We start from the raw sequence: 15,272 nt of genomic DNA on the forward strand, positions 1-15,272 counted from the left end.
CGCACTGTGTGCCATTGTCGCCCCCGTAACAGGGAGACTCAGCCGATGCGCAACCAACTTCTTCTCGCCGCAGCCAGCGTGCTGGCGCTGGGCGCAGTGCCTGCCAAGGCCGATGATCTGCGTGCGGCCGTGGCGGCTGACATGCCCGCGCTGGTGACGCTCTATCAGGATCTCCACGCCAATCCCGAGCTCTCCTTCCAGGAGGTCGAGACCGCGAAGAAACTCGCTGCCCGCGCCCGTGCGCTGGGCTTTGAAGTGACCGAAGGCGTCGGCAAGACCGGCGTGGTCGCGGTGATGAAGAACGGCCCCGGCCCGGTGGTGATGCTGCGCGCCGACATGGACGGGTTGCCGGTGATCGAACAGACCGGGCTGCCCTACGCCTCCAAGCGCCGCGCCGTGCCCGCGACGGGGATCGAGACCGGGGTGATGCACGCCTGCGGCCATGATACCCACATGACCGCGTGGATCGGCACCGCCCAGCAGATGGCGGCGCGCAAGAGCCAGTGGTCGGGTACGCTGGTGATGATCCTCCAGCCCGCCGAAGAAATCGGCGAGGGCGCCAAGGCGATGCTGGATGACGGGCTCTACACCCGCTTCCCCAAGCCCGATTATGTCCTCGCCTTCCACGATGCCGCGCAGTTTCCGGCCGGGAACATCGGCTATTCCAAGGGCTTTGCGCTGGCCAATGTCGATTCGGTCGATGTCGTGGTGCCCGGTGTCGGCGGGCACGGAGCCTATCCGCACACCACCAAAGACCCGATCGTCATCGCTTCCAGCATCGTCACCCGCCTGCAGACGCTGATCAGCCGCGAGCGGGATCCGCTGGAGCCGGCGGTGATCACCGTCGGCAGTTTCCAGGCGGGCTCGAAGCACAATATCATCCCCGATGAAGCGCGCCTGCAGATCACCGTGCGCAGCTACAAGGACGAGACGCGCCAGAAGCTGCTCGACGGGATCGCCCGGATCGCCAAGGGCGAGGCGCTGGCCGCGGGCATGCCCGAGGACAAGCTGCCGCGCGTGACGGTGCAGGATCCCTATACGCCTGCCACCTACAACACCCCCGAATTCACCGACCGGGTGATGACGGGCCTCAAGACCCGCTTTGAAGGCCGCGTGTTCGAAGTGCCCAGCGTGATGGGCGGCGAGGATTTCAGCCAGTTCTACCGCGCCGACAAGGCCACTGTGGAATCGCTGATCTTCTGGGTCGGCGGCGTGGCCAAGGCCGAATGGGACAAGGCGCAGAAGGGCGAGGCCCAGCTGCCCTCGCTGCACTCGCCGTTCTGGGCGCCGGACGCCCCGGTGGTGATCGCCACCGCGACCGAAGCCATGACCTCCGCGACGCTGGATTTGCTGAAGAAGTAGCTTTTTGTGGTCCGCACGCCATCCGGCGTGCGAAATCCTCGCTCATGCGACCTGAAGGTCGCGTCGCTGCGGGCGGCCGGTCGGCCTTGCGGTTGCTGCGCAACCGTTCTCGCTCTCTAGTGGCGATGTAGCGGACCCAAAAAAGACGGCCGCCGGATCGCGCCTTTTCAGGAGCATTCCGACGGCCGTTTCTCCTCCCCAGGAGAACTGTGAAAAGGGGTTATTCCGAAGCGGGAACGTAGGTCCCGAGGCGGTGGTGCAGGGCGTTGATTTTCGCCAGCTCCTCGCGGTCTTCGGTGGCGCGCGCGTGGCTTTCCAGCGCGCGGCGCAGCAGCTTCATGTCCGCCGTCGAGAGCAGCGCACGGGCGCGGGCGGGTTCGGTCTTCGGGGTATCGGTATCGCTCATGTCACTCTCCGCTGGGTGATGTCACCCGCAGGCTCTTAGGCCCTTCGGGGGCATCCCGGAAGGCCGGATTGTCCGGTCCTCCCGGGATTCTCTCCCACCTTGTAAGAAGCGCTTACGCAGCCTCGAACTGATTCATGGTATTGTGCGCGCCGCCTGCCTTGAGGGCCGCTTCACCGGCGAAGTATTCCTTGTGATCGTCACCGATGTCGGAGCCCGACATGTTCTGGTGCTTCACACAGGCGATGCCCTGACGGATTTCCTCGCGCTGCACGTTCTTGACGTAGCCGAGCATGCCCGCCTCGCCGAAATACTCGCGGGCGAGGTTGTCGGTGCTCAGCGCTGCCGTGTGGTAGGTCGGCAGGGTGATGAGGTGGTGGAAGATGCCCGCCCGTGCCGCCGCATCGCGCTGGAAGGTGCGGATCTTCTCGTCAGCCTCGTCCGACAGCGCGGTGCCGTCATAATCGACGCTCATCAGACGCGCGCGATCATAGGCCGACACGTCCTTGCCCGCCGCTTCCCAGGCGTCGAACACCTGCTGGCGGAAGTTCAGCGTCCAGTTGAAGCTGGGCGAGTTGTTGTAGACCAGCTTGGCGTTCGGCACGACTTCGCGGATCCGGTCGACCATGCCGGCGATCTGCTCGACATGGGGCTTTTCGGTCTCGATCCACAGCAGGTCGGCGCCGTTCTGGAGCGAGGTGATGCAGTCGAGCACGACGCGGTCCTCGCCCGTGCCGGCGCGGAACTGGTAGAGGTTCGAGGGCAGGCGCTTGGGGGAAAGCAGCTTGCCGTCGCGGCTGATGAAGACCTGGCCATTGGTGATGTTGGCGGGATCGACTTCCTCGGCATCAAGGAAGCTGTTGTACTGGTCGCCCAGATCGCCGGGCTCCTTCGAGAAGGCGATCTGCTTGGTGAGGCCGGCGCCGAGCGAATCGGTGCGGGCGACAATCACGCCGTCATCCACGCCCATTTCGAGGAAGGCCATGCGGCAGGCGCGGATCTTCTGGAGGAAGTCCTCGTGCGGCACGGTGACCTTGCCGTCCTGGTGGCCGCACTGCTTTTCGTCCGAGACCTGATTTTCGATCTGGAGCGCGCAGGCACCGGCTTCGATCATCTTCTTGGCGAGGAGATAGGTCGCCTCCGCATTGCCGAAGCCCGCGTCGATGTCCGCGATGATCGGCACGACATGGGTTTCGTAGTTGTCGATGGCGTTTTCGAGGCGCTTGGCTTCGACCGCGTCACCGGCCTTGCGGGCGGCGTCGAGGGCGCGGAACATCATGCCCAGTTCGCGGGCGTCGGCCTGCTTCAGGAAGGTGTAGAGCTCCTCGATCAGCGCGGGCACCGAGGTCTTCTCGTGCATCGACTGGTCGGGCAGGGGGCCGAACTCGCTGCGCAGCGCGGCGACCATCCAGCCCGAGAGGTAGAGGTAACGCTGCTTGGTGGTGCCGAAGTGCTTCTTGATCGCGATCAGCTTTTGCTGCGCGATGAAGCCGTGCCAGCAGCCCAGCGACTGGGTGTAGTTGGCCGTGTCGGCATCGTAGGCGGACATGTCGGCGCGCATGATCTTGGCGGTGTACTTGGCGATGTCGAGGCCGGTGGCGAAGCGGTTCTGGATCGCCATACGCGCGGCGCTTTCGGGATCGATCGCGGCCCAGCTCGGTCCGTTCGTGGTGACGATGTCGCGCATCCGGGCGATGGTGTTCTGGTAGGTCATGGCGTTCTCCTGTCCATCCTGGGGAGCGGCGAGCCGGTTGAGAGACTCGCCCTATCGGATGGGCTCGCTCTGCCGTGTTGCGGCGCAGCACGACAGGAAAACTTACAAGAAATCTTGTCGCCATACCGACATTCTCCAACATTCTTGTGTCAATCGGTAAATTAATTTACAAACCACAGCCATGGCAGACAGCAATCTTCTCGCCGGGCCGGCGCTGCGCCGCTTACGCAAACGCGACGGGCTGACCCAGGCGGCGATGGCCGCGATGCTCGGCATCTCGCCTTCCTATCTCAACCTGATCGAGCGCAACCAGCGCCCGCTTTCGGCCCGCGTGCTGGTGCAGGTGATCGAGCGGTTCGACTTCGATCCGCGCTCCCTGCGCGAGGACGAGGCAATCGGCGGGCTCGACGGGCTGGTGCGGCGCATGGCGGACAAGCGCTTCGCCGATCTCGGGATTGATCGCGAGGAGGTGCAGGAATTCCTTGCCGCGGCCCCGCAGATCGCGGCGGCCTTTGCGCGGCTCTATGATCATGCCGGCACGGGTATGGCCGAAGCCGAAGACCCCGAAGTTGCCGCACGCCGGGCGATCGAGCGCTGGCAGAACCACTTTGCCGATCTCGATCACGCGGCCGAGGACCTCGCCGACGAACTGCGCCTGTCGCGCGGGGAAATCAGTGCGGCATTGGGCGAGCGGCTGCGCGAGAAACACCGCATGACAGTGCGCATCCTGCCCGCCGAGGTGATGCCGGGGCAGGTCCACAGGCTCGATCTTCACGCCCGCCAGTTGCAGCTCTCCGAAATGCTCCCCGGTGCGGCACGGCGGTTCCAGATCGCGCGGCAGGTCGGGGCGCTGGAGATGCGCGAGGCGATCGAGACACTGGTCGCGGGCGCCAATCTGCCCTCGGGCGAGGCCAGGCACATCTTCCGCGAACACATCACCGATTATCTCGCCGGCGCGCTGCTGCTGCCCTACCGCCGCTTCCTGCGCGCTTGCGAGCAGACCGGTTATGATCTTGCGGTGCTGCAACGCCGCTTTGCGGTCAGCTTTGATCAGGCCGCCCAGCGGCTCACCACGCTCGGGCGAGTGGGGGAGCGGGGCCTGCCGTTCTTCATGGCAACCATCGACCGCGCCGGACGGCTCGAAAGCTTTACCGCGGGGGGATCGGGCGCACTCTATCCGCTAGAAGGCGCGCGCTGGCCCGCATGGATCCCCTATGGCGCCTTCGAACGGCCGGGCACAGTGCTGACCCAGGCCGTGACCTTCGCCGAGGGCGAGGCCACACCGCGCCACTGGTTCACCATCACCCGCACGGTCGATGGCGACGGAGTGACCTGCGCGGCGCGCCGTGCGGTGGTGCTGGGGATCGAGGCGCGCTTTGCCGCCGAGCTTGCCTATGCCCGCGGCGTCTCGCTCGATCCTGCCGATGCCGTGCCGCTCGGCACGCCGTGCCTGCGCTGCGGACGGGCGGAGTGCCTCACGCCTGCACCCGCCCGCATGGCCAGCGATCTGCCGCGTTTGAGGCCGGGTTCCTGATCGTCGCGGCTCTGGTCAGAGTTGCTGGTTGGAAGCATGGAGATGGAGGATCTTCCAGCCGCCGGCGCGGCGGACAAGGATGATCGTGCGCCGCCCGAGACGTTCGGGATTGTCGAAGTGGAAGGTGCACAGCGCGATGTCACCCACCACTTGCACCATCAGATCGTTGATCAGATCGGGGCGGTGATACGGCGGTCCGGGCCGCTCTTTCGGGAGGGTGAGTGCTAACCGGCGCATGCCGTCCGGCATTCCCGGCGCGCGCTTGAGGCTTTGCCGCTCGGGCGCGGGATCGCCGGTGCCCGCGTTCACCGCGTTGAAGCTGGTCGCATCGGGCGCGAAGGCGGCTTCCATCGCCGGCAGATCGCAGGCGGCAAAGCTGCGCAGGAAGGAGAACAAGGCGGCCTCGGCCGAAGCGGCATCATCGCCATTCAGGGCTGCCACGGGTGTCGCGGTAAGAGTAAGCCCTATTCCGAGCGCTTCCCGCCGATTGCTGCCTTGCATAATTTCCTTCCCCACGGCTGTTTCGGTGACTGCATAACCGATAGCGCACTCGGTGCGAATGATCGTCGCATTAACCCTCGAAAGAGGCGGAAAAGCTGGCGTCGCGTGGGCGGTGTAAAGTTTACCGACACTTAAGGTCTCGGGCCTAGAAGGCAGGCCAACGCGCAAGAGGCCAGCCCCGTAATGATCCGCCTGTTCAAGCACTATATCCCGCACGCCGTGCTGCTGCTCGGCCTGCTCGATCTGGGCTTGCTGGTGCTGGCGAGCGAGCTCGCATGGCAGCTGCGCGCCGGGCAGATCGGCATGGATATCGCGCAATTCGGCACCCGCTGGGTTCCGCTGTTCGGCACCGCGATGGTGATCTGGCTGGCGATGATCGCGGTCGGCGTTTACGGTCCCAATGCGCTGCGATCCTTGCGCTTTGCCGGGGCGCGGGTACTGGTGGCGATCAGCCTCGGCATCATCGCGCTCGCGGTGATCGACTTTGTGGTGCCGAGCGACTTCTTCTGGCGATCGACCCTGCTTTACACCATGGGCCTTGCGATCCTGGTGCTGGTGGCAGACCGGCTGCTGCTCAATTCCTTCCTCGGCTCCTCCGCCTTCCGCCGCCGCGTGATGGTGCTGGGCGCGGGCGACCGGGCGCAGCGCCTGCGCGAGCTGGGCGACAAGCCCGAGACCGGCTTTGCCATCGTCGCCTATATCGCGATGAGCGATGACCCTCGCGTGGTTGAAGAGGCAATCCCGCGTTCGGCGATCCACGATCTGGGCCGCTTCGTCGAGAACCTCGGCGTGTCCGAAGTGGTGCTCGCTTTGCAGGAACGCCGCAATGCCCTGCCGCTGAAGGACCTGCTGCGGATCAAGACCAAGGGCGTCCACGTCAATGATTTTTCGAGCTTTATCGAGCGCGAGACGGGCCGAGTCGATCTCGATACGGTCAATCCCAGCTGGCTGATTTTCTCCGACGGCTTTTCCAGCTCGCGGATGTTCTCGAGCGCGGTGAAGCGCATCTTCGATATTGCCGCGAGCTCGGTTCTGCTGGCGCTTACCCTGCCGGTGATCGCGCTGTTCGCTTGCCTCGTGAAGCTCGACAGCAAAGGCCCGGCCTTCTTCCGCCAGCAGCGCGTTGGCCTTTACGGCGAGCCCTTTACCCTCATCAAGCTGCGCTCGATGCGCACCGATGCCGAAAAGGACGGGGCCAAGTGGGCCGAGGAGAATGATCCGCGCGTGACCCGCCTCGGGCGATTCATCCGCAAGGTGCGGATTGACGAGCTGCCGCAGGCCTGGAGCGTGCTGAAGGGCCACATGAGTTTCGTCGGCCCGCGTCCGGAAGTGCCGGCCTTTGTCGAAAGCCTCGAAGAGGGAATCCCCTTCTACGGCGAGCGCCACATGGTGAAGCCGGGCATCACCGGCTGGGCGCAGATCAATTACCCTTACGGCGCCTCGGTCGAAGATAGCCGGCGCAAGCTCGAATATGATCTCTACTACGCCAAGAACTACACGCCTTTCCTCGACTTCGTGATCCTGCTCCAGACGGTGCGGGTGATCCTGTGGCCGGAGGGCGCGCGGTGAGCGGGCTGTCCGGTCAGATGGCGCTCGGTGTGATCATCGTCTGGACCGTGGGCGCGCTGCTTTCGGGCGGGGCGCTGGTGTGGATGTGGCAGCTGGGCGATCCCGCGCGGCCCGATCGCAAGCCGCTGGCGATGGCCAGCGCGCTCGCCTGTGCGGCCTGTGTTTTCGGTGTGACGCTGGGGCCTGAGGATGCGTCTGCCGCGCTGGCGCTGATGGCGCGCAACCTTGCCCTCATCGCAGCGATCTACGGCATGTTCAGCGCCGACGGGCGCGCTGCCAGTCTCAGGCCGATCCGCCCGGTGATGATCGCGCTGGTGCTGGTGCAGCTGTGCCAGCCGCTGGTGCTGGGATTGGAACTGCGCGGCGATATCCCGCCGATCGTGGCGGCGGCAGCCTTTGATGTGCGTCTGCTGATCGACATGCTGTTGGCGATCGGCGTGCTGCTGATGCTGCACAATCTCTATGCCGGGGCTGCGGGCGGTTCGCGCTATCTGATGCGCTGGTCGGTGATCGCGCTGGCGGGGATCTTCGCCTATGATCTCAACCTTGCCACGATTGCCTATCTGGGCGGCGAATATCCCTTGCTGCTGCGCGATCTTCGCGGGGTGTTCTCCGGCCTGATGAGCGTGCTGTTCGCGCTGGGAATGAGCCCGGCGGGGCCACGGGTGCAGTTCGCGCCCTCGCGCGCGGTGACCTTCCGCACGCTCTCCTTGCTGTTGGTGGGTGGTTATCTGGCGCTGATGCTGCTGGTGGCCAAGTTCCTGCCGCTGATCGGCGGCGATTTTGCCCGCACAGCACAGGTGGTGTTCATCGGCCTGGCCGCTGGCGGCGTGGCACTGGCATTGCCGTCGCCGCGGCTGCGCGGATGGCTGCGGGTCACGGCGAGCAAGCACTTGTTCGAACACCGTTACGATTACCGCGAGGAATGGCTGCGCTTCACCCGCACAGTGGGACGCGGCGGTGCGGGCAGCGCGAGCCTGGAGGAACGCGCGGTCAAAGCGCTCGCGGACATCACCGAAAGCCCGGCCGGCCTTTTGCTGATGCCCAACGAGGAAGCCCAGCTTGAACTGACGGCGCGCTGGAACTGGCCGACCATCGCGGTGCCTGCGATTGCCGGCGAACACCAGTTGGCGGGCCTGCTCGAACAGCACAATCTGGTTGTCGCGCTCGATGAAGCGCGCAGCGGTATCCAGCATCAGGGCGAGATTGCCTGCCTGCCCGAATGGCTGATGGAAGCCGAGGATGTCTGGGCGCTGGTACCGCTGGCCCATTTCGACCGGCTGGTCGGCGTCATCGTGCTCGCCCGCCCGCGTACGCCGCGCCGGCTGGACTGGGAGGATTTCGATCTCCTGCGCGTCGCCGGGCAGCAGCTGGCGAGTTACCTCTCGGAACAGGCGGGCCAGCAGGCACTGATGGACGCGAGCCGCTTCGACGATTTCAACCGCCGCATGGCCTTCGTGATGCATGACATCAAGAACCTTGCGAGCCAGATGTCGCTGCTCGCCGCCAACGCTGAAAAGCACGCCGAAAACCCGGCCTTCCGCGCCGACATGCTGGTGACCTTGCGCAATTCGGCCGACAAGCTTTCGGCCCTGCTGGCGCGGCTCGGGCGCTATGGTTCGAGCCCGGTCAATGATCTGCGCAAGATCGATCTTGCCGTGCTCGCGCGGCAGGTGGCAGACCGGTTCCGCGTAGGCCACAATGTCGCCTTGACGCGCGAGACCAGCGTTCACGTGATCGGCAATCCCGAAGCGCTCGAACAGACGCTGGTGCACCTCGTGCAGAACGCCATCGATGCGAGCGAGCCGGATAGCCCGGTCTATCTCGATGTCACCGCGGAGGGGCTGTACGGCACTGTCGAGGTGATCGATGCCGGATGCGGTATGTGCCCCGAATTCGTGCGCACCGGCCTGTTCAAGCCCTTCGTCTCGTCCAAGTCCGGTGGCTTCGGCATCGGCGCCTTCGAGGCGCGCGAGCTCGTCAAGGCGATGGGCGGGCGGGTGATGGTGGAAAGCCGCGAGGGGCTGGGCACGCGGTTCAGCGTGGTGCTGCCGCTGGCCGATGCCGCGCGCCTACTGGGCGGGCGCGAGGATGCTGACCTGAATTCTCCAACGGAGGCCGCATGATGGCTGACAAGAAACCCCCGCTGCTGGTGATCGAGGATGATCCGGGCCTGCAGGCGCAGCTCAAGTGGGCTTATGACGATTTCGAGGTGATCATTGCCGGCGACCGCGATTCCGCGCTTGCCGCGTTGCGCGCAGAAATGCCGGCTGTGGTGACGCTCGATCTCGGCCTGCCACCTGATCCTGACGGGACGAGCGAAGGCTTTGCCGTGCTCGATGCGATCATGGCGCTGAAGCCCGATACCAAGGTGGTGGTGGCAAGCGGCCATGGCGCGCGCGAGAGCACCCTCAAAGCCATCGAGCGCGGGGCTTACGATTTCTACCAGAAGCCGCTCGATATCGACGCGCTCGGCCTGATCGTGCGCCGCGCCTATAATCTCCACCAGATCGAAGCGGAGAACCGCCGCCTTGTCGCCAGCGCCAGCGCGGACAAGACCGTGCTCGGCCGCCTCATCACGGGCGCGAGGGAGATGGTGAAGGTGGCGCGCACCATCGAACGCGTGGCCAAGACCAGCGTTTCGGTGATGCTGCTGGGCGCGAGCGGGACGGGCAAGGAACTGCTCGCCAAGGGGCTCCACGATGCGAGCGACCGCGCCGATGGTCCCTTCATCGCGATCAATTGCGCCGCGATCCCCGAAAACCTCCTCGAAAGCGAGCTGTTCGGCCACGAAAAGGGCGCCTTCACCGGTGCGGTCAAGACCACCGAGGGCAAGATCGAGAGCGCCCATGGCGGCACGCTGTTCCTGGACGAGGTGGGGGACATTCCGCTGCCGCTTCAGGTCAAACTGCTGCGCTTCCTGCAGGAACGCACCATCGAGCGGATCGGAGGGCGGCGCGCGATTGCGGTCAACACCCGCATCGTGTGCGCCACCCATCAGGATCTTGAGAGCATGATCGCGGGCGGCACGTTCCGCGAGGACCTGTTCTACCGCCTTGCCGAAATCGTCGTGCGCATCCCCGGCCTTGCCGAGCGGCACGGCGATCCGGTGCTGCTGGCGAAAGCCTTCCTCAAGCGCTTTGCCGCCGAGATGAACCCGGCCGTCACCGGCTTTGCGCCCGATGCGCTTGCGGCGATCGATGCCCATGACTGGCCGGGCAATGTCCGCGAGCTGGAAAACCGCGTGAAGCGCGCGGTGATCATGGCCGATGGCAAGCTGATCGCGGCCGAGGATCTTGATTTTAGCGGACCCGCCGAGGAAAGCGCCGATGTGCTCAACCTCAAGGCCGCGCGCGAGGCGGCAGACCGCCGGGTGATCCGCCACGCCTTGTCGCGCAGCGAGGGCAATATCTCCAGCACCGCAAAGCTGCTCGGCATCAGCCGTCCGACGCTTTATGACCTCATCAAGCAGTATGATCTTCAGGCCTAGAGCAAGAACCGCGCTGTTCGCGCTGGCACTGGCACTGGCGGGCTGCAGCAGCGAACCTGCGAGCCGCAACGGCGCGGTGTCGGGCGGTGCGCAGTTCGTGAAGCTGGTGCGCGATGCCGATGCTGCGATGGCGGGCGGAGCCTTGCCCGAGGCCGGGCGGCTGCTTGACGAAGCGCGGGAGCTTGAGCCCGACAATCCCGATCTCTGGGTCGGCATTGCCCGTCTGCGCTTTCGCGGCGGCGAGCATCTGACCGCGATCGAGGCTGCGGACCGGGCGCTGGCGCTCGGCCCCGACCATGCGCCTGCGCTGCTGATGCGTGCGCTGATGGTGCGCGATGCGCACGGACGGGCAGATAGCCTGCCGTGGTTCGAGGCCGCGGTGGCGGCAGATCCCGGCTATGTCGACGCGCGCGCGGAATATGCCGCGACGCTCGGCGATCTCGGACGGCATCGCGAGATGCTTGCTGCCGTGCGAGCGCTCGCCGAAATTGCCCCCGATGACGCCCGCGTGTTCTATTATCAGGCAGTACTGGCGCAGCGCGGCGGCGAGCCAGTGCTGGCGCGCAGCCTGCTGGAGCGCAGCGGCATGGCCACAGACGGCGTGCCCGCCGCGCTGATGCTGGCAGCGCTGATCGATCTCGATCAGGGCAACCATGCAAGCGCTGCCGAAACGCTCGATGCCCTCAGCCAGCGCCAACCGGCCAATGTGCGGTTGCGCGATCTGCTGGCCCGCGCCTTGCTGCTGGGCGGGCGCGAAGCGGAACTGGTGACGCGCTTTGCTCCCGAAGCTGCAAGGCCCGAGGCCTCGCGCTATCTGCTGACGCTGCTGGCCCGTGCCCATGAGCGCCTTGGCGACCGGGCAGCGGCAGCGCCCTTGCTGGAGCGCGCTGCACGCCAATCCGATGGGGCGCTTATGCTCGCCGACCGGCCCGGGCTGCCTTTGCCAACCGCCGGCCTGCGTCAGGCGGCGGCGTCAGCGGGCTGGGGCACGGCTGCGATGGATGCGCAGGCGTTGCGCGGCCGCTTTCCGGCTTCGGCCGATATCGCCGTGCTGGCTGGCGATACGCAGCTTGGCGGCGGCAATGCCGTCGCTGCGCTCGAGGCCTATGCGCTTGCGGCAAGGGTGCGGCGCCCCTGGGTGCTGACCCGCAAGGCGGTGTTTGCCTATCGGCAGGCGGGCGACGATGCTGCGGCGGACACCTTGCTCGCCCGCCATGTCGCTGGCGAGCCGCAAAATGTTGCAGGCCTCACTGCGCTGGCCCAGGCCTTGGCGCAGCGCGGCGATTGGCAGCGCGCGGCGATGTTGCTCGATCACGCGATTGCGCTCGGCGGCGGGCATGATCCGGTGGTGCTGGCCCTGCGCAGCAAGACAGCGCGCAAGCTTGGGCAGGGCGATCTGGCTGCAATGCTGGCCGCTGCCCATGCCGATCTCCACCCTGCCTCGCTCGTAAAGCCTTAGGCTCGACAATCGCTGCGTTGGCGGGCAGGGCGCATGGCCATGCTGCTGCGCCGCCTTCCGCTGCTGACCGATCCGATGATCGCCGTGCTGGTCATCACCACCACGCTCGCACTGGTGCTGCCCGCGACCGGCGAGGAGCGGACGATTGCGACCCACATTTCCAATGGCGGGATATTCCTGCTGTTCCTCGTCAACGGCATGCGCATCCGTCGTAGCGAGATCGCGCGGGGCATGGCCAACTGGCGCTTTTTCGGGCCGCTGATGCTGTTCGTCTTCGGCGCCATGGCGCTGGCCGGCGTGGGCTTTGCCAGCATTGCAACGGGGGTGTTGCCGCCGCTGGTGGCGCTGGGTTTCATCTATCTGGGTTGCCTTCCTTCGACCATCCAGTCGGCCACCTCCTACACCAGTCTTGCCCATGGCAACGTTGCGCTCGCGGTGGTCGGCGCGGCGCTGATCAATATCGCCGGGGTGTTTATCAGCGCGCCGCTCTTCGCGGTGCTGGGCGGCGGCGGGGCAGGCACCATCGGCACCGAAGCGGTGCTGCGCATCGGGCTGATCCTCGTGCTGCCCTTCGTTATCGGGCAGGCGGTGCAGCCATGGGTGATCGACCGGCTCGCGGATCAACGCGCGCGGATCGTCTGGCTCGACCGGTCGGTGATCGGGCTGGCGGTCTATGTCGCGTTCTCGGGCGCGGTCGAGCAGGGGCTCGCGCGGATGTTTGCACTCGCCGACTGGGCGGTGCTGGTGGCGCTGGTACTGTTGCTGTTGGCGCTGGCGCTGGGGGCGGCATGGACATTGGGCGGGTTGCTCGGCCTGCCACGCGCGGACCGCATCACCTTCCTGTTCGCCGGATCACAGAAGAGCGTGGCGACTGGCGCGCCGCTCGCCGCGATCCTGTTTCCGCCCGCAGCCGCAGGCTTCGTGATCGCGCCGCTGCTGCTCTATCACCTTGCCCAGCTGGTGCTGGCTGCCCCGCTCGCCGCGCGGCTGGCGCGCGGTTAGGCTGCACACGACATTCAGATGATGGCGCGCCGAAAATGGTGCGATTTCAGGACCCGGAGCGCAGCGGCCTTACTGGCCGTGAGCACCGGAAGCCCGAAAACGGGCCATTTGCAGGGCGTCAGGGCTGAATGCCGGGTGTAGCCTAGCCTTCGGCCTTCTGGTGGCGCACAGACCACCAGAAGGACAGGCCGATCAGGATTGCGCCGATCAGGCCGGTGATCGTCTCGGGGATATGCACCACGGCCGAGACCAGCATGATCGCACCCAGCACCACGATCGCCCAGAAGGCGCCATGTTCAAGGTAGCGGTATTCCGCCAGCGTCCCCTGCTTGACAAGATGCACCGTCATCGAGCGCACGAACATCGCACCGATCGAAAGGCCGAGCGCGATCACGATCATGTTGTTCGAGAGGGCAAAGGCGCCGATCACCCCGTCGAAGCTGAAGCTTGCATCGAGGATGTTGAGATAGAGGAACCCGCCAAAGCCGCTGCGCACCACCGCGCCTGCCAGCCTTGCGGCCTCCTCGCGCATTTCAAGCCAGTGGCTCACCGCTTCCACCGCGATGAAGGTGACAAGGCCAAGCATGCCCGAGACAAGGAAAGTGTGGGCATCTTCCACCGGCAGCAGCGCCGAGATACCCCACATGCCGAGCAGGAGGATCGCGATCTCGATCGCGGGCAGGTTCGACACCTTCGACAGCGCGCGCTCGATGGCGCCGATCCAGTGCACGTCCTTGTCGGCGTCGAAGAAGAACTTCATCCCCACCATCGCGAGAAAGGCTCCGCCGAAACCGGCGATGCCGATATGGGCTGAACTCACGAGCCGTTCGTATTCGGCCGGCTTGTTGAGCGACAGGTCGAGCGCTTCCATCGGGCCGATCCCGGCCGCAATCGCGACAATCGCCAGCGGGAAGACTATCCGCATCCCGAACACCGCAAAGGCGATCCCCCAGGTGAGGAAGCGCTTCTGCCAGACCTCGTCCATTTCCTTCAGCACCGAGGCATTGACCACGGCATTGTCGAAGCTGAGCGAGACTTCCAGCACCGAGAGGATCACCACGATCCACAGCACCTGCGCCATGCCGACCAGCGTGCCCTGACTGACGAAGCCGTAGTACCCGGCAAGCGCAAGGCAGATGGCGGTGAAGATGACGGAGAAACCGTAATAGCGAAGCAGCGTCTGCATGGCTGGTGTCTTGAGCCTTGTAATGGGGAGGGGGGAATTCAGCTCTTGGGCTGATAGGTCTGGTCTTCGCCGGGGAAGGCGCGGCTGCGCACTTCCTCGGCATAGCGGGCCACGGTGCGGTCGATCACCCCGGCGATGTCTTCATAACGCTTCACGAAACGCGGCACGCGTTCGAACATGCCGAGCATGTCTTCGGTGACAAGCACCTGCCCGTCGCACTGGGCCGAAGCGCCGATGCCGATGGTGGGGCAGGAGACCGCCTTGGTGGCGGCAATCGCGATCGGCTCGACCACGCCTTCGACGACGATGGCAAAGGCGCCGGCTGCGTCGAGGGCCTTTGCATCCGAGACGATCTTTTCCGCCTCGGCATCCGAGCGGCCGCGCGCGCCATAACCGCCGAGCACGTTCACCGCCTGCGGGGTGAGGCCGACGTGGCCCATCACCGGAATGCCGCGGCTATTCAGGAACTCCACCGTCGGCGCCATCGCTGCCCCGCCTTCGAGCTTCACTGCCGCAGCACCCGTGGCCTTGAGCAGGAAGGCAGCGCTCTCGAAAGCCTGCTGCGGCGATGCTTCGTAGGAGCCGAAAGGCATGTCGACCACGACCACCGAATGATACGAGCCGCGCACCACTGCCGCGCCGTGATTGGCCATCATCTCCAGCGTCACCGGAATGGTCGAGGGCAGGCCATAGATCACCTGTCCGAGGGAATCGCCCACCAGCAGCAGATCGCAATGCGCGTCCAGCAACTGCGCCTGCCGCGCGGTGTAGGCGGTGAGCATCACCAGTGGCTCGGCCGTGACGCCGTCTGTCTTGCGCGCCCGGATGCCGGGCACGGTCAGCCGCCGCATCGGCGCCGGGGTGGGGTTGGCACGGCTGGTGCTGGTGTCGAGCTGGAAGGTCGTGGACATGGGGGAAGCGTCTAGCCGCTGTCGCCTGCGGGGGAAAGAGCGCGCTTTACCGCTTGTGTTGCGAGCCTGTTGCGCTAGCGTTACGGCCATTCGGTCGCGAGGCGGGCGCCCTTGCGATCAATGGGAGATCTATTCCAGATG

General features: G+C 65.8%; 12 protein-coding genes. 7 read left to right on the forward strand and 5 right to left on the reverse strand.

All coding sequences use genetic code 11. The annotated features are described in order from the left end of the window. The first annotated feature begins 45 nt into the window (after nt 1-45). Nucleotides 46-1,362, forward strand: a complete 1,317-nt coding sequence (locus RSE14_RS01815; protein ID WP_324075543.1) for an amidohydrolase — start codon at nt 46-48, stop codon at nt 1,360-1,362. A gap of 220 nt (nt 1,363-1,582) precedes the next feature. Here the strand turns inward: RSE14_RS01815 and RSE14_RS01820 are convergent, their stop codons facing one another. Both RSE14_RS01820 and RSE14_RS01825 read right to left on the reverse strand, forming a co-directional pair. Then, nucleotides 1,583-1,768 (reverse strand): hypothetical protein, encoded by a 186-nt coding sequence (locus RSE14_RS01820; RefSeq protein WP_324075544.1) that lies wholly within the window; start codon nt 1,766-1,768, stop codon nt 1,583-1,585. Between the two features lie 112 nt (nt 1,769-1,880). Next, nucleotides 1,881-3,479 (reverse strand): isocitrate lyase, encoded by a 1,599-nt coding sequence (locus tag RSE14_RS01825; RefSeq protein ID WP_324075545.1) that lies wholly within the window; start codon nt 3,477-3,479, stop codon nt 1,881-1,883. Between the two features lie 181 nt (nt 3,480-3,660). On the opposite strand from RSE14_RS01825, the gene RSE14_RS01830 reads away from it, so the two are divergent. Next, on the forward strand, nt 3,661-5,013 hold the full coding sequence (locus RSE14_RS01830) for a helix-turn-helix domain-containing protein (RefSeq protein WP_324075546.1): 1,353 nt from the start codon (nt 3,661-3,663) through the stop codon (nt 5,011-5,013). Between the two features lie 15 nt (nt 5,014-5,028). Here RSE14_RS01830 and RSE14_RS01835 read toward each other — a convergent pair whose 3' ends face one another. After that, nucleotides 5,029-5,454 (reverse strand): nuclear transport factor 2 family protein, encoded by a 426-nt coding sequence (locus RSE14_RS01835; RefSeq protein ID WP_324075547.1) that lies wholly within the window; start codon nt 5,452-5,454, stop codon nt 5,029-5,031. A gap of 243 nt (nt 5,455-5,697) precedes the next feature. Between RSE14_RS01835 and RSE14_RS01840 the strand changes: the two genes are divergently transcribed. Genes RSE14_RS01840 through RSE14_RS01860 form a run of 5 tightly spaced genes read left to right on the forward strand, consistent with a single transcriptional unit; the run spans nt 5,698 to nt 13,034 of the window. Continuing rightward, nucleotides 5,698-7,083, forward strand: a complete 1,386-nt coding sequence (locus RSE14_RS01840) for a TIGR03013 family XrtA/PEP-CTERM system glycosyltransferase (RefSeq protein ID WP_324075548.1) — start codon at nt 5,698-5,700, stop codon at nt 7,081-7,083. Further along, the gene (gene prsK, locus RSE14_RS01845) at nt 7,080-9,209 is read left to right on the forward strand and encodes an XrtA/PEP-CTERM system histidine kinase PrsK (protein ID WP_324075549.1); all 2,130 of its coding nucleotides are present in this window, start codon (nt 7,080-7,082) and stop codon (nt 9,207-9,209) included. The genes RSE14_RS01840 and prsK overlap by 4 nt, the downstream gene beginning before the upstream one ends. Then, nucleotides 9,209-10,573, forward strand: a complete 1,365-nt coding sequence (prsR, locus tag RSE14_RS01850) for a PEP-CTERM-box response regulator transcription factor (RefSeq protein ID WP_324076790.1) — start codon at nt 9,209-9,211, stop codon at nt 10,571-10,573. Before prsK ends, prsR begins: the two co-directional genes overlap by 1 nt. Further along, nucleotides 10,557-12,032 carry a tetratricopeptide repeat protein gene (locus RSE14_RS01855; RefSeq protein ID WP_324075550.1) on the forward strand — a complete coding sequence of 492 codons (1,476 nt, stop codon included), beginning with the start codon at nt 10,557-10,559 and terminating at the stop codon, nt 12,030-12,032. The genes prsR and RSE14_RS01855 overlap by 17 nt, the downstream gene beginning before the upstream one ends. A gap of 33 nt (nt 12,033-12,065) precedes the next feature. Continuing rightward, nucleotides 12,066-13,034 (forward strand): bile acid:sodium symporter family protein, encoded by a 969-nt coding sequence (locus RSE14_RS01860; protein ID WP_324075551.1) that lies wholly within the window; start codon nt 12,066-12,068, stop codon nt 13,032-13,034. 142 nt (nt 13,035-13,176) lie between these two features. On the opposite strand, the gene RSE14_RS01865 is transcribed toward RSE14_RS01860, so the two are convergent. Further along, complete coding sequence (locus tag RSE14_RS01865; protein ID WP_324075552.1) at nt 13,177-14,220, reverse strand: DUF475 domain-containing protein; 1,044 nt, start codon at nt 14,218-14,220, stop codon at nt 13,177-13,179. A 38-nt stretch (nt 14,221-14,258) separates the two neighbouring features. Further along, the gene (gene panB, locus RSE14_RS01870) at nt 14,259-15,131 is read right to left on the reverse strand and encodes a 3-methyl-2-oxobutanoate hydroxymethyltransferase (RefSeq protein WP_324075553.1); all 873 of its coding nucleotides are present in this window, start codon (nt 15,129-15,131) and stop codon (nt 14,259-14,261) included. Nucleotides 15,132-15,272: the final 141 nt, after the last annotated feature.

Source organism: Erythrobacter sp. (genome assembly GCF_035194505.1).
Taxonomy (GTDB): domain Bacteria; phylum Pseudomonadota; class Alphaproteobacteria; order Sphingomonadales; family Sphingomonadaceae; genus Erythrobacter.